Below are 15,821 nucleotides of genomic sequence, written 5' to 3'. Positions count from 1 at the left end.
TATGATACACGAACCCAATTTAATCGCGGCCATCGACATCGGGACAACCAAAATTGTTGCCCTGGTGGGTCGAAAAATGTTTAACGGAAGCATTGAAATTGTGGGCATCGAGAGTGTGCCCTCTACCGGCGTGAAACGTGGTGTGGTGGTGAACATCGACGAAACCGTTGATGGCATTACCACCGTGGTGCGTCGTTTAGAAGACCGTTTGGGGGTGAAAATCAAAGATGTTTTTGTAGGCATTGCCGGCATGCACATCAAGAGCGTGGGCAACAAGTGTTACAAGTTCATCGATGCCCCGAACGACATTCGTCAGAGTGACATCGATCATTTATATCACGAAAACTTTAAACTCTCCATCGATCCCAATGCACAAATTCTGCACGTCATTCCGCAGGATTATGTCATCGATGGTGAGCCCGGAAATACCAAACCCGTGGGCATGTCGGGCAACCGCATCGAGGGCAATTTTCATGTGGTGCTGGGCAACAAAGCCTCCATTCGCAACATCGAAAAATGCATCGAACGAGCCGGACTGCATCTGGTTGAGATGATATTGGAGCCGTTGGCGTCGGCACGTGCCGCGGTCTCTAACGATGAGAAGGAGGCCGGCGTGGTGCTTGTCGACATTGGCGGCGGAAGCACCGATGTGGCCGTTTACTACGATGGCATTTTGCGTCACACGGCGGTGATTCCTTTTGGCGGAAACGTCATCACCTCCGACATTCGCGAGGGGTGCAACGTGCGGCTCAAGCATGCCGAATCGCTCAAAATAAAGTTCGGCTCGGCCATGAGCGAGGGCGAACGCGGTGATGTGGTGGTGACCATTCCAAGTTCCGAAGGATGGGAGCCCCGCGAGGTCATTGTCAAAAGCCTTAGCTTCATTATTGAGGCGCGCATGCAGGAGATTATTGAGGAAGTGTTGCGCGAAATTGAATCGACGGGCTTATACAACCTCCTGGGAGCCGGCATTGTGCTCACCGGCGGGGGCGGTTTGCTGCGCAACCTGGTGCCGTTGTTTAAATTTCATACCGGGCTGGATGTGCGATTGGGGTCGCCCGCCATTTTTGTCGGCAGCAGTGCCGAAGAAGGCGTGGAATCGCCCAGCCTGGCCACCGGCATTGGTTTATTGCTCATGGGGATGGACAAACCCGTTAAAAAAAAGATAGAGCAGGCTAAGCTGTTCCCCGACGAACCCCTCATGGAGGCTCGCAAAACAGCATCGGCCGAGGACGACGACGATAAACTGAAAGACAAACAAGTACGTAAAGAAAAAAGCAAACTTAAACGCAAAGAGCGCGAAACCTTAACCGGTAACCTGTTTGGCTCCCTTAAAGATAAGATGGCCGGGTTATTCGACGAGAAGGACAGCCCCATGTAATTCACCACATAACAACGACGACGATGGATGAGATCATTAACTTTGACATTCCCCATAAAAACGATTGCCTCATTAAAGTAGTGGGCGTGGGGGGCGGTGGCAGCAATGCCGTCAATTATATGTACAATAAGGGCATCACAGATGTGAGTTTTGTGGTGTGCAACACCGATGCCCAGGCGCTCGAAAACAGCCCTGTGCCTTACAAGGTGCAGCTGGGCGAATCGCTCACCGAAGGGCGGGGTGCCGGAAGCAAACCCGAAGTGGGCCGTCAGTCGGCCATCGAAAATATTAATGATGTGATGAAGTCGCTGGGCGAAAAAACCAAAATGGTCTTCATCACCGCCGGAATGGGCGGCGGAACCGGTACCGGTGCGGCGCCCATCATTGCCAAAGCCGCCCGCGAGGCCGGCCTGCTCACCGTGGGCATTGTCACCATTCCTTTCCGTTTCGAAGGCAAGGTGCGCATCAACCAGGCCCTCGAAGGCATTGGCGAAATGGAAAAGAGTGTGGATGCCCTGCTGGTGATCAACAACGAGAAGCTGCGCGAGATGTACGGCGACCTCAAGTTGTCGAACGCCTTTGCCAAGGCCGATAACGTGCTCACCACTGCTGCCAAGGGCATTGCCGAAATCATCACCCTACACGGGGGCATCAACGTTGACTTTGCCGATGTGCAAACCGTGATGAAGGACAGCGGGGTGGCCATCATGGGCTCGGCCTCGGCCTCGGGTGAGCACCGTGCCATCGACGCCATTCAGGCGGCGCTTGAGTCGCCGTTGCTCAACAATAACGACATTCGCGGGGCACGCAACATCCTGCTCAGCATCACCTCGGGCATCGAAGAGGTGACCATGGATGAAGTGTCCATCATTACCGATTACCTGCAGGATGAAGTGGGCGATAACGCCAGCATCATTTGGGGAACCGGTTTCGACGAGCGTCTCGAAGATAGGGTCGGGGTCACCATCATTGCCACCGGCTTCGACTCGGCCGACATCACCGAGCTGCAACCCGTGAAAGGAAAAGTGGTGCACCGCTTTGGGCTCGACGACGATGGCAACGTGGTGTCGGGACCGGCTCAGAACATGGGGCGCGATGCCCGTGGGCAGATGCCCGACGACAACCGTCGCGTGGCCGATTATAACGAAATGGAGCGTGAAAAAAGCTCGCGTTTCGATAAGTTTTATAACAACAACCCCCAGTCGCGCACGCAACCCGTGGCGCAACCCTATGGGGCTCCTGCCGGCAGAAGTGGTATGAACCCCGAAGCGGCGCCTGCCCGTGCGGCCGGTGGTCGTGAGGATGTGGATTACGAGAAGTTCATCGAACAGCTCGAAAACGTGCCCGCTTATAAGCGTCGCGAGATGATGGCCAACGCCCCTCGTCCCGCCAATGCCGAGCGCAACGTGTCGCGTTTCACCCTTTCCGACGACCGTAACGGCGGCACCCGCCTCACCGGCAACAACCCTTATTTGCACGACAACGTAGATTGATTGGAGTATTAAATGTGAATAATTCCAGCAGACCCGGCGTGAACATTTGTTCTTCCGGGTCTTTTTTACTTATTTGGATTGATTTTTTTAAAACCAACAAAACATCATCAATATGAGTCTGTTTGATCAAGTGTCGGCCGATATTGTTTCGGCCATGAAAGCCCGCGAAGCCGTGAAACTCGAAGCCCTGCGCGGCGTCAAAAAAGAGTTTATCGAGGCCAAAACCTCCAAAGGCGCCAATGCCGACCTCGCGGATGACGAAGCGGCCAAAATCATTCAAAAAATGGTGAAGCAACGCCGCGACACCGCTCAGGTGTACACCGAGCAGGGGCGTCCCGAACTGGCCGAAAAGGAGCTGCAGGAAGCCGACTTCATTGCCGTGTACCTGCCCGCACAGCTCACCGATGCCGAGCTTGAAGCCGCCGTGCGCGACATCATTGCACAAACCGGCGCCTCATCGCCCAAAGAGATGGGCAAGGTCATGGGCGTGGCCTCCAAAGCCCTCGCCGGTAAGGCCGACGGCAAAGCGGTGTCGGAGATGGTCAAGAAATTGCTCAATAGCTAAGTGCAGGAATCCTTTGCTGCGAGTCTTCTTTCAAAGCTCTCATGGTGTTCAATGCCTTGAGGGCTTTTTTCGTCAAAAAAACCGTTGGAGCTCGCGACTGAGTCGCAAGTGCCAATCACATTCTTTTGGAGCTCGCGACGCAGTTGCAAGCTCCAATTGCATTCATTTGGGGCTCGCGACGCAGTTGCAAGCTCCAATTGCATTTATTTGGAGCTTGCGACGCTGTCGCGAGCTTCAATTGTATTCATTTGGGGCTTGCGACGCAGTTGCGAGCTACAATCGCATTGGGTTGAGGCTTACGACCGGGTTGCAGGGGTGCTGCATTTGCTTTCAAAAAAATTATTGCGTAGGTCGATGTTGTTTATATTTTTATTATTTTCACAACACTTTAGACTCATTTAAACCAAATAATTTATGAAGTACAATCTCGAAAAGTTGCGCATCGACGCGCTCGACAACGATCAGTGCAGCCATTTGGTCAACTACACGCTTGAAAAAGTCAATGGGTTGCCTCCGTTGCCTGATCGAACCACCAATGCTTTAAGTGAAAAATATTTGCCCCTGCTTACACAAGCGTATAAGGCCTACTTCAAAGCCCTCAATCAGGGATCTGAAAGCCTGTCAACGCCCGAAATTGCGCAGGGCGACAAAACGCGCGATGGCGCCTTGTCGAACTTTCGGAAGGCCGTCAGTCTGGGCAAAAGTTCCGACGTGGCTGCCGAGGTGGAAGCTGCCAATGCATGCGCACTTATTTTGAAACGCTACAAGGGAATTGAGGCCAAGGATTATGGCACTGAAACCGAAAACATTCAAAAGCTTATCGACGAACTCACGGCTCCGGCCATGTCGGCTCATGTGGAAACGCTGGGATTAACCCGCCACATCACCCGATTGAAAAATGCCAATGACTCCTTTTTTTCGCTGCACAAGAGTCGTGCGACTGCCGAAGACCTGAAGGAATCTTTTAATACCCGTGTTTTGCGCAAAGAAATGCAGGCCGCGTACAAAGAAACCTGCCTGTTTGTGCAAGCCATGGCCAACGCCAACGATGGCGGCCATTACGCCCAGGTGCTGGCACTCATCAATGGCGTGCGCAAGCAATACAGCGATCTGCTGGCGCGCCGCGATTCCAAGCCCGAGGCGGCGCCTTCGGCCAATTGAGGGTCGACTTATGTATCCTAAAAACCCTACTGGTTTTCAAAACCTGTAGGGTTTAACCACATCTTCCCTTCACCCCCCAAAGCTTTCAACCCTTTGGGGTTTATTTTTTTAATGAATCGTTACCTTTGCGCCCAAACAATTTTTTTGGCTGTGGAAGCAAGTGCATTACTCAAACATTACGAGGGCGACCCCCGCGTGCAACAGATTGCCGGGGCTGTGGCTCAGCGCAACACCCTCTTTATGAAAGACGCTGCCGGGTCGTTTGTGCCCCTGCTCACGGCCGCGCTCAGGAGCCACGGCTCGCAGCTGGTGGTGGTACGCGACCGTGAGGAAGCCGCCTATTATTATAACGACCTGGTGCAGTTGCTGGGCGAGAGGCCGGTGTTTTTCCTGCCATCGTCCTTCAAGCGCTCGCCCGAGTATGCACAGCCCGACACCTCGTCGGTGATCCTGCGCACCGAGTCGCTCAACCGACTGCGCCAGGGCGGCGACCCCTGCATTGTGGTGACCTACCCCGAGGCCGTGATGGAAAAATGCCCCTCGGCCGACCACCTGCAATCCTCCACCCTCAACATCACCAAGGGCGACAAGCTCGACCTCGACTTCATCACCGACGTGCTCATTGAGTACGGCTTTCAGCGCGTCGATTTCGTTTACGAGCCCGGCCAGTATGCCGTGCGCGGAAGCCTCATCGACATCTTCTCCTTTGCCAACGAAGACCCCTATCGTGTCGATTTCTTTGGCAAAGAAGTCGATTCTATCCGCACCTTCGACATCGAAAGCCAACTCTCCAAAGAGCAGCTCTCCACCATTGCCATCATCCCCAACCTGGCCGGCAGCCGTCGCGACGAGACCTTTGTGCCCTTTACCGACTTCCTCCCGCGCCAGATGACCCTGTGGGTCGATGCGCCCGACTTTTGCATCGAACGCATCAACGAGGTGTACGACCGCATCGGCACCCACACCCCCGATATCGAACCCGACGACGAGGCCATTCAAATCCCCGCCACCCGCGACTATTTTACCGACGGGGAGTCGTTCCTCAACGGCATCAAACCTTTTGGCATCGTCACCTGGGGATCGCGCAACGTGTGGGGCGCATCCGAAGTGGCCTGCGACACCGTGCCGCAGCCCGTCTTTCACAAAAACTTTGAACTGCTCGAGCAAGACCTCAAAATACGCCACATCGAGGGATACACCTGTCACATCCTCTCCGACAACCCCACCCAGCTGGCACGCATCGCCTCCATTTTTAAAGACCGCCAGGCCGATGTGGCTTACCTCGAAATTGAACACGCCCTGCACGCCGGATTCATCGACCGCAGCCGAAGCATTTGCGTGTACACCGACCATCAGATATTTGAGCGCTACCACAAGTTCTCGCTCCGCACCGACAAGGGACGCGCCGCCCGCCAGGCACTGAGCATGAAGGAGCTCAACCGCCTCAATCCCGGCGACTACGTGGTGCACATCGACCACGGCATCGGCCGCTTTGGCGGACTGGTCACCACCGACGTCAACGGCCGCCCTCAGGAAGCCATCCGACTGTTGTTTAAAGACAACGACACCCTGCTGGTGAGCATCCACTCGCTGCACCGCGTGAGCAAATTTAAGGGCAAAGATGGCGAGCCGCCCCGCATCAACAAACTGGGAACGCCGGCCTGGCAAAACCTCAAGGAAAAAACCAAGTCGAAGGTCAAGGACATTGCCCGCGAACTCATCGCCCTGTACGCCAAACGCAAGGCCGAGGCCGGATTTGCCTTCTCGCCCGACAGCTACATGCAGAGCGAGCTCGAGGCATCGTTTTTTTACGAAGATACTCCCGACCAGGAAAAGGCCACCCGCGCCGTCAAGGAAGATATGATGCGTCCCATTCCCATGGATCGACTGGTGTGTGGCGACGTGGGCTTTGGCAAAACCGAAATTGCCGTGCGGGCCGCCTTCAAGGCCGTGGCCGACAACAAACAGGTGGCCGTGCTGGTGCCCACCACCATCCTGGCGCTGCAACACTACAAAACCTTTAAGGATCGCCTCAAGGAGTTTCCCTGCACCATCGACTACGTGAGCCGCCTGCGTCGCACCAAGGACATCACCACGGCCGTGAAAGGCATCAAAGAAGGGAAGGTCGATATCATCATCGGCACCCACCGCCTCATTGGCAAGGACATTCAGTTTAAAGATCTGGGCTTGCTCATCATCGACGAAGAGCAACGCTTTGGTGTGGCCGTGAAGGAGAAACTCAAGGCGCTGCGCGTCAATGTCGATACCCTCACGCTCACGGCCACCCCCATTCCCCGCACGCTGCAATTCTCGCTCATGGGCGCACGCGATTTGAGCATCCTCAACACGCCACCGCCCAATCGTCAGCCCATCGTCACCGAGCTGCACTCGTTCAATGAGCAAATTCTCACCGAAGCCATCAGCTACGAGGTGGAAAGGGGAGGGCAGGTGTTTCTCATCAACAACCGCATTCAAAACATCATTGAAATACAAACGCTCCTCAATCGCCTGATGCCGCAAGTGAAAACCATTGTGGCCCACGGCCAGATGGAGGGCGAAAAACTGGAGGAAATTATGCTGAGTTTCATCAACGGCGACTACGATGTGCTCATTGCCACCTCCATCATCGAGTCGGGCCTCGACATTCCCAACGCCAACACCATCATCATCAACAACGCTCACCACTTTGGGCTGAGCGAGCTGCACCAGTTGCGCGGGCGCGTGGGACGGAGCAATAAAAAGGCCTTTTGCTACCTGCTGGCGCCACCGCTCACCACCCTCACCAACGAGGCGCGCCGCCGATTGCGCATCATCGAGGAGTTTGCCGAGCTGGGCAGCGGCTTCCAAATTGCCATGCAGGATCTCGACATTCGCGGGGCCGGCAACATGCTGGGCGGCGAACAGAGCGGTTTCATCAGCGACATTGGCTACGAAACCTACCAGCGCATCCTCAACGAGGCCATGCTGGAATTGCGCGAAACGGAATTTAAAGACTTGTTTGCCGACCAGGTGCAGGAGGCCGCCTCAACCGGCCAATACGTGAGCGACTGTCAAATTGAAACCGATGTGGAGGTGCTTTTTCCCGAGAGTTACATCGAAAACGTGGCCGAGCGCATGCAGCTGTACCGCGAGCTCGACAGCATTGAAAGCGAAGAGAAACTGGCCGAGTTCGAGACCAACCTGCGCGACCGTTTTGGTGAGATGCCCGAGCCGTCGCTCGAACTGATGGAGGTGATGCGTACCCGCTGGCTGGCGCAAAGCATCGGCATCGAAAAAATTGTGCTCAAAAGCAACACGCTAATCCTGTACTTTGTGGCCAATCAGGAGTCGCCCTTTTACCAGTCGAAGGAGTTTACGCAGGTGCTGGCCTGGCTGCAGGCACATCCCCGCCGCGCCGAAATGAAAGAGAGCCGCGGACGGCTCTCGATGACGTTTAAACATGTGTTCAGCATTGCCAAAATGCGAAGCCTGCTGCTCGATTTGGCCGGTCTGCCGGTTCAGTCGGCCTGAGTGATGCCCCATCGGCACACCGTGCCATGCCCGTCGCAAAGCCCCACGCAGCGCAGCTTCACGTCGTGCCCGGCTTTGGTTTGCAGTCCGATGCGCAGGTCGTAGTTCTCGAACCCCGCCAGGCAGGCCGCCGATATCACCTGTTTGAGTTCCTCGGGCACCTGGCCGGTTTGCACGGCCGTGAGCGAGGGAATGAGCGCCTCGGCGGCATTGTTTTTGGCCAGCAGATGAAAGTTCTTGTCGAGCATCACCAGTGGCTTGTCGGAATTCAACAGCAGGCTTTGCAGAAAATCGGACTGTTGCCGCAGAAATACCTGACCCGACACATCGCGTATCATCAACTGCACCGCCTGCTTGTTGTTGAAATACACAGCAGCGGCCGACACCTCGGCATAAAGCGACTGCCCGTGAAGGTCGCGCAACACCACCAGTTCGTTGGTGCACTTGCGAGTTGCATCTTTTTCGATCTCCAGAATTTGATGGATGGCCTCGCGGCTCTCGGGCGCCACAAACGTTGAGAAGGGAATGCCCATCACATCTTCGATGTAAGTGGTGCGCATGATTTTTTCGAGCGCCAGCAGGTTCAAATATTTGATTTTGCCTTGATGAACAATGACAATGGGGATGGGCAGTTCGGAGATGAACTCGCGATAACTCTTCTCGCGTCCGCGCTGCTCCTTGTCGACCTTGTGCTTGTAATAGGCCAGGTCGATGCTGATGCCCAGCTCCTTTTTGTTGATCGGTTTTACCAGATATCCGTAAGAGTTGGACACGATGGCGCGTTCGATGACTTCGGTAGAGGTGTCGCCCGATATGTAAATCACCGGGATGTCGAGCTCCGAGCGCAGGCGGTCGGCCGTGCGGATGCCATCGATGTCGCCCTGCAGATGCACATCCATGAGCACCACATCGGGCTTCAATTCGTGGCACAGCTCCAACGCCTTTTCGCCATTTTCGCAACGGCCCACAATTTCGTGCCCCAATTCGGACAAAAACAATTTAAAAATGGATGAAATAAACCGGTCATCCTCCACGATCAAAACTCGTCTCATAACATCAGTCGTCAAATGATTGATTGACACAAAATAAACAAAGCCCCTACACCAATCAAGAAGATTTTGACCGGCAGATGTTCCGGGATGTCTCACACGGGCATGGCGTCACTAGGGATTTGTTATCTTTGCATGAATCTTTAAAAAATCTGTGCTTGAATTTAGTCATTGACCAGGGAAACAGTGCCATTAAAGCCGGTGTTTTTGACCAAAGCGGCTTATTGGCGACTTATTCGTTCAATAATGCGGACGAACAACAAGTGGTTTTGCTGACGCAACGCCACCCCATCGACTGTTTGATGGTGTCGTCGGTGCATGCCAACGGCGAAAAACTGTTCGAACAGCTCAGTGCCCTTATTCCGCAGTCCATTTATTTCGATACCAATACGCGCCTGCCCTTCACCAACCATTACCAAACGCCCGGCACTTTGGGCAAAGATCGACTGGCAGCCGTGGCCGGCGCCATTGAGCAGTTCCCCAACCGCGATTTGCTGGTGATAGATGCCGGCACGGCCATCACCTACGAACTGGTGACTGCTACAGGCGACTACCTGGGCGGCAACATCGCCCCCGGCCTGCGCATGCGTTTCGAAGCTCTGCATCGGTTTACCAGCCGCCTGCCGTTGTGTGAGCCGGCCATCGACGCCCCCCTGATGGGCAACACCACCCAAACGGCCATTGTGGCGGGGGTACAAAACAGCCTGGTTTTTGAGATTGAGGGGTACATTCATGGCCTGCAAAAGAGCTATCCTAACATCCAGATTATTGCCACCGGCGGTGACGCACTTTTTTTGGCAGAAAAAGTAAAAAATCCCATATTTGTCGTTCAAAATTTGGTACTGAACGGATTAAATGTGATTTTAAACTTTCACACCCGACATCCGTAAGACCAGAGTCCCCTTCAATTATTTCGGGAGCTGCGGACGAAATACAAATAGTGGCACGCCTTTTGGTTCAAACAACAACAAATCCAAGCCGAAAGACTGCCCCCCAACCAAAGGAACAGAAATTCGACTTAATAATTTACAATCATCATGAAATCAATCATTCTGACATTTGCCGCCGTGTTACTTTTTTCCATGGGCGCATCGGCTCAAAAAGGGGTTGACACCAACACCCGCTACGGACAGGGCGAAGACAGCATCCGCTGTTTGACCAATCTGTCGTTGTATGCTGAGTATTACAAACAAAAAAATTACAAAGACGCGTTCCCATATTGGGAGATTGCTTTTAACGAGTGCCCGCTCTCAACCATGAACCTTTACTCAAACGGGGCGGTGATCATGAAAAATTTTATCGGTAAGGAAACCGATGCTGCTAAAAAAGAGATGTGGTTTCAGTACCTGATGAAGGTTTATGATCAGCGCATCAAGTACTTCGGTAGTCACTCTAAGTACCCAACCGATTACATTAATGGTATCAAAGCCATTGACATGCTGACCTACAAAGCCAACGACCAGGCCACCATGAAAGCAGCTCAGGAGTTGATGAAATCAACCATCGCCAGTCGTGGCAACAAAACACAGCCGGCCGTGTTGACCACTTACATGACCAATACGGTGAACCTCTTTAAAGCTGTGCAAATTAAGCCCGAAGAGGTTGTGGAAGCGTTCACGACTGTGAGTGAAATTCTCGACTATCAAAGCACCAACACCACTGACGACGAAACTTCGTCATCAAACCTTGGTGAAATTAAAGCCGGTGTTGAGAAGTTGTTTGCTTCCAGTGGCGCTGCCAGTTGTGATGTGATTGCCGAAATTTTTACGCCACAATACGAAGCTAACAAAGAGAACCTGGCTTGGTTGAAACGTGTCAGCACTTTATTGAGCCGTCAGGAGTGTGAAAACGACCTGGTTTATAATGTGTCAAACAGCCTTCATAAACTGGAGCCATCATCCAGCTCCGCCCGCGGATTGGCCGTGATGTGCTTGAAAAATAAAGAAACCGACAAAGCCATTCAATTCTACAAAGAAGCCATTGAACTGGAGCAAAACCAGGAAAGCAAAGGCACTTTGAACTACCAATTGGGGATGGTGTACATGTCGAACGACAACTATGGTGCTGCCCGCACTCAATTCCAACGTGCAGCAGAACTTCGTCCGGGATGGGGAAATCCTCACCTGCAAATTGGTGTATTGTATGCCTTGTCGGCCAACCGTTGTGGTGCCAACGAATTTGAGCACAAAACCGTTTATTGGGCAGCCGTTGATAAATTCATCCGTGCCAAAACTGTTGATCCTTCTATCGCCGATGAAGCCAATAAAATGATTAATACCTATGCGGCACACTTCCCCGGTAAAGAAGAACTCTTCTTCCAGGGCATCGCCGCTGGTGCATCTTATACCGTTGGTTGCTGGATTGGCGAAACCACCACTGTTCGTTCAAGATAATGGCAACGCGACATTTCAAACGTTTCAATATTAAGAGTTTTACAGCAAGCAGCATTGTGCTGCTTGCTGTCTCTTTATGGGCCTGTGAGTCCAATAAGCCGGAGGAAATCAAGGCCATCACGGGGCTTGAGGACATCCCCACACTAATCATTACCAAGCTGGAGACGACCATTAACGACTCGGGCATGGTGAAGTACCGCTTTCTCACCCCCGAGATGGCACAATATGATAAAAAAGAATCCCCGTACACCGAATTTCCTCAGGGTCTCAATGTCATCATGTACGATGCCCGTGGACAGATAGACGCTCGCATAAAAAGCAACTATGCCAAGTTTCTGAGCAACGAAAAGCTTTGGGAATTAAAAAATAACGTGGAAGCAGTCAATCAAAAAGGCGACGTTCTCAATACTGAGCAACTGTTTTGGGATCAAAACAAAAAGTTGATTTACAGCAACCTTTTTACCAAAGTCACCACTAAAACCGAAATTCTCACCGGCATCGGCTTTGAGGCCAACGAACGCTTTACCACCTATACCTTCCGTCAACCACAGGGCATCTTCGACATTGAAGAACCGGCGCAATAACACTTTTGCCCAACGCCCACTAAACGGTGGTCCAACTACCAGAAATCATGAACGACATCGGGATCATTCTTATTCTATTAATCCTCTCTGCATTTTTTTCAGGATGCGAGATGGCCTTTTTGTCGATCAATAAGTTATTGCTTGAACTTAACCGCAGCAAGCATCCCATTCTGTTTAAAATATTGAGCCTGTTTGTGAGCCATCCGGGCACTTTTATCACCACCATGCTCATCGGTAACAACATTGTGCTGGTATTGTATGGTTTGCTGATGGGGCAACTATTGGAACCGGCCATTCGTCAGTTTGTTGATTCCCAATCGGCCATTTTGCTGGTTCAGACGCTTATTTCAACTCTGATTATATTGGTGACGGGTGAATTTCTGCCCAAGACACTGTTTCGCATCCAGCCCATCGGTATTCTTAATGCCCTGGCCATGCCTCTGGTGGTTATTTACACCTTATTTTACCCGGTATCGCGACTGACCATGGGCGTTTCAAACCTGATGCTTAAGTATATATTTAAGTCGCCGGGCACCACCGTTCCTACCACCCCGGTGATTGGGCGCATTGATCTGGATCACCTGCTGAGCGAACATGAAGAAAAGCAAGTGAACCAGCAACACGAGGTGGCCGACGAGGTGAAATTTCTGCGTAACGCTCTGGACTTGTCATCTACAAAAATCAGGGAGTGTACCATTCCCCGCACTCAAATTGAAGCCATTGAGGTGCACGATACCATCGATGAACTCAAACAACTGTTTATCAAAACAGGTCACTCCAAAGTGCTGGTTTACAAGGATACCATCGATAATATTATTGGATACGTTCACGTAAGTGAGTTGTTTAAACATCCCAAGAGCGTTCGCAACATGCTCTATCCCATCTCGGTGGTGCCCGAAACAATGACTGCCAGCAAGGTGCTTGAGATATTCACGCGCGACCATAAGAGCATTGCCCTTGTGGTTGATGAGTTTGGCGGCACATCGGGCATCGTGACCATGGAGGACATTTTAGAAGAGATATTCGGCGAAATAGACGATGAACACGATGTGAACGACTTGGTGATGACCCGGGTCAACGATGATGAATTTCTGCTGTCGGGGCGTGTGGAAGTGGATACGGCCAACGAACAACTTGAACTTGAATTGCCGGTATCGGACGATTACGAAACTGTGGCCGGATTGATTCTTTATCACCACGAATCCATTCCGGCAAAGAATGAAATCATTGAATTCGATACCTTTACCGTCACCATCGAAGAAGCTTCAAACAATCGCATCGATTTGGTGCGCATCCGGCTTCACGACTGAGATTAACAATTTTTGTCATTTTACAACAAACAGCGGGCATCGCCCTGCTGAGAATACTTTTTTTTGTATATTCGTCACCTGAATTTTGAAAAATACTAATCTTTAGAGAATGGCTACATTAGAGAAAATAAGAAGCAAATCCGGTGTGATCATCACCATCATCGGTCTGGCTCTCTTCGCATTTGTGATGACAGACCTGTTTAAGCCGGGCAAATCACTTTTTGGTCCCGATCCCAACGAAATGGCCGAAATCAACGGTAAAATCATTACCATTGAAGCTTATCAAGCCCAGCAAAGTGCGTTGGAAGAGTGGACAAAGATGCAATACAATCGCACCTCACTCGACGAAAACACTCAACTTCGCCTTCAGGATCAAGCTTGGGAGCAAATGGTTCGCGAAGCATTATTGGCCGACGAGTACGAAGCATTGGGCATCGTGGTGACTGACGATGAAATGCTTTCACTCATGTCGGGTAAAAATGTGCATCCCGCCATCAAACAAATGTTTACCAACCCGCAAACCGGTGCCTTTGACGGCCAGCAAGCCTTGGAGTCGTTTCGCCGTCGTGCCGAAAACCCCATGGCCAGTTTCTATTGGGACTTTTTGTTGAAAGAAATCAAGAACGAACGTTTGTATGCCAAGTATTCAAGCCTGATTAAAAATGGCATGGCTGTGACTTCGGGCATCGTTAACAGCGAAGTGGCTGCCAAAAGCCAAAATGTGTCGTTCGACTTTTTGGTGAAACGTTACTCGGCCATCAGCGACAGCGCCATCACCATTTCGGATCGCGAAATCAAAGACTATTATAAAAAGAACCTCGATAACTTTAAGCAAGAGGCTTCGCGTGACATTCAGTATGTGACTTTTGATGTGGTGCCTTCGGAAGCTGACATCGCCGCCACTCGTGATATTGTTGTCAAAGCGAAAGTAAATTTCGCGAACCTCAGCACTGATGCTGCTCAATACATTAATCGTAATTCGGACAACGCCCCTTACGTGGCACGCAATTTAAGCATGAGTGCTATTGCAGCACAACTGCAGTCGTTTGTGAGCACAGCTGCTGTGGGTGATGTTTATGGTCCCTACGAAGAGAACGACGCATTTAAGTTGACCCGTTTGGTGGCCATTAAACAAATGCCCGATTCGGTGAAGGCTCGCCATATTTTAATTTCGGCACAAACGCCCAACGCCGACAAAAAGGCTGACAGTTTGTTAACGCTGGTCAATTCAGGCAGCGATTTTGCTGAATTGGCTCGTAATAATTCCGAAGACCAAGGTTCGGCAGTGAATGGCGGTGACCTGGGATGGTTTAAAGAAGGTGCTATGGTAAAACCCTTTAACGATGCCTGTTTTGGTGGCAAAAAGGGCGATATCGTTAAAGTGCAATCGCAATTCGGATGGCACATTATTAATGTGCAGGATTTGGGTGTCATGACCACCAAATATGAATTGGCGACCTACGAGAAAAATATTTTACCAAGCGAACGTACCAACCAAGAGGTTTACTCGGCAGCGGTGAAGTTTGCATCTGAAAATCCCACTAAAGAGCAGTTTGAAAAAGCGATTGAGGCTCAAAACCTGACACCTCGTTTCGGCCGAGGCATTAAAGCGATGGATCGCCGTATTGGTGCGCTTGAGTCACCCCGCTCGTTGGTGAAATGGGCTTTTAGTGCCAATGTGGGAGAGGTATCACCCATCGAAGAGTTTGGCAACCAGTATGTGGTAGCGACCCTCATCGACATCAAAGAAGAAGGCCATGCTTCCGTATCGAGCGTACAAAATCAAATAAAGAGCATTTTAGCAAAAGATAAAAAGGCCGAGAAACTCATTGCCGACCTCAAAAGCGCATCGCAAGGTGCCGCATCGTTGGGCGCAGTGGCCGGCAAAGTGGGTGAATCGGTACAAAATGCCATCAGCATTAACTTTGGTTCGTTCCAAGTTCCCGGAGCAGGCGTTGAGCCCGCGCTGGTTGCCCTCGCCACCAACAGCGCTAAAGGCGCAGTGTCGGGGCCTGTGAAGGGTGAGAATGGGGTGTACATGGTACAGGTGAACACTATTGATGCGAACCCTAACGTGAATGCTGAGTCGGAAAAGACCCAGCTGAGCCAGTCGACAGCTTATCGTGTGGACTATCAGGCCTTTCAAGCGTTGAAAAGCAAAGCAGAGATTAAGGACAATCGCAGTAAGTTCTATTAATCAGAATAAGGAATTATAAAAAAAAGCCATCGGGACATTACCGATGGCTTTTTTTATGCCAATACGTCAGGTTAGAATCATCACGCATTCGAATACGTTCAGATATGAAGTTGTATAGATGCAATATAAAATCAGTATCATGTCAATATATCCATGTGGCGCACAGTGTGAGTCTTAT

11 protein-coding genes are annotated in these 15,821 nt (G+C 51.5%); 10 read left to right on the top strand and 1 reads right to left on the bottom strand.

The genetic code is table 11. The annotated features are described in order from the left end of the window. Nucleotide 1 precedes the first annotated feature (1 nt). The 5 genes from ftsA to mfd all read left to right on the top strand — a co-directional run bounded on the left by ftsA (nucleotide 2) and on the right by mfd (nucleotide 8,110). A complete protein-coding gene (gene ftsA, locus LX69_RS14155) occupies nucleotides 2-1,381 on the top strand; it encodes a cell division protein FtsA (protein ID WP_111446703.1) in 1,380 nt (459 codons plus the stop codon). Between the two features lie 23 nt (nucleotides 1,382-1,404). Next, nucleotides 1,405-2,874, top strand: coding sequence for a cell division protein FtsZ (gene ftsZ, locus LX69_RS14150; protein WP_111446702.1), 1,470 nt, complete (start codon nucleotides 1,405-1,407; stop codon nucleotides 2,872-2,874). A 112-nt stretch (nucleotides 2,875-2,986) separates the two neighbouring features. Continuing rightward, the gene (locus tag LX69_RS14145) at nucleotides 2,987-3,439 is read left to right on the top strand and encodes a GatB/YqeY domain-containing protein (protein WP_111446701.1); all 453 of its coding nucleotides are present in this window, start codon (nucleotides 2,987-2,989) and stop codon (nucleotides 3,437-3,439) included. A 414-nt stretch (nucleotides 3,440-3,853) separates the two neighbouring features. Next, on the top strand, nucleotides 3,854-4,600 hold the full coding sequence (locus tag LX69_RS14140; RefSeq protein ID WP_111446700.1) for a DUF6261 family protein: 747 nt from the start codon (nucleotides 3,854-3,856) through the stop codon (nucleotides 4,598-4,600). Nucleotides 4,601-4,750: 150 nt separating this feature from the next. Next, a complete protein-coding gene (gene mfd / locus LX69_RS14135) occupies nucleotides 4,751-8,110 on the top strand; it encodes a transcription-repair coupling factor (protein WP_245935025.1) in 3,360 nt (1,119 codons plus the stop codon). Here mfd and LX69_RS14130 read toward each other — a convergent pair. Next, the gene (locus tag LX69_RS14130) at nucleotides 8,098-9,162 is read right to left on the bottom strand and encodes a response regulator (protein ID WP_111446698.1); all 1,065 of its coding nucleotides are present in this window, start codon (nucleotides 9,160-9,162) and stop codon (nucleotides 8,098-8,100) included. The genes mfd and LX69_RS14130 overlap by 13 nt on opposite strands. A 155-nt stretch (nucleotides 9,163-9,317) precedes the next feature. On the opposite strand from LX69_RS14130, the gene LX69_RS14125 reads away from it, so the two are divergent. From LX69_RS14125 to LX69_RS14105, 5 genes are all read left to right on the top strand, one after another. Then, nucleotides 9,318-10,049: a type III pantothenate kinase gene (locus tag LX69_RS14125; RefSeq protein WP_245935024.1), complete on the top strand. Its 732-nt coding sequence runs from the start codon at nucleotides 9,318-9,320 to the stop codon at nucleotides 10,047-10,049. Nucleotides 10,050-10,196: 147 nt separating this feature from the next. Further along, nucleotides 10,197-11,552: a tetratricopeptide repeat protein gene (locus tag LX69_RS14120; protein ID WP_111446697.1), complete on the top strand. Its 1,356-nt coding sequence runs from the start codon at nucleotides 10,197-10,199 to the stop codon at nucleotides 11,550-11,552. Then, complete coding sequence (gene lptC / locus LX69_RS14115; RefSeq protein ID WP_111446696.1) at nucleotides 11,552-12,136, top strand: LPS export ABC transporter periplasmic protein LptC; 585 nt, start codon at nucleotides 11,552-11,554, stop codon at nucleotides 12,134-12,136. Before LX69_RS14120 ends, lptC begins: the two co-directional genes overlap by 1 nt. 47 nt (nucleotides 12,137-12,183) lie before the next feature. Continuing rightward, a complete protein-coding gene (locus LX69_RS14110; RefSeq protein WP_111446695.1) occupies nucleotides 12,184-13,446 on the top strand; it encodes a hemolysin family protein in 1,263 nt (420 codons plus the stop codon). A 109-nt stretch (nucleotides 13,447-13,555) separates the two neighbouring features. Continuing rightward, the gene (locus LX69_RS14105; protein WP_111446694.1) at nucleotides 13,556-15,643 is read left to right on the top strand and encodes a peptidylprolyl isomerase; all 2,088 of its coding nucleotides are present in this window, start codon (nucleotides 13,556-13,558) and stop codon (nucleotides 15,641-15,643) included. Nucleotides 15,644-15,821 lie beyond the last annotated feature (178 nt).

This window comes from Breznakibacter xylanolyticus, from assembly GCF_003254275.1.
Lineage (GTDB): Bacteria > Bacteroidota > Bacteroidia > Bacteroidales > Marinilabiliaceae > Breznakibacter > Breznakibacter xylanolyticus.
Note: the sequence above shows the minus strand (reverse complement) of the source record. Positions and strands in the feature narration are given on the sequence as shown.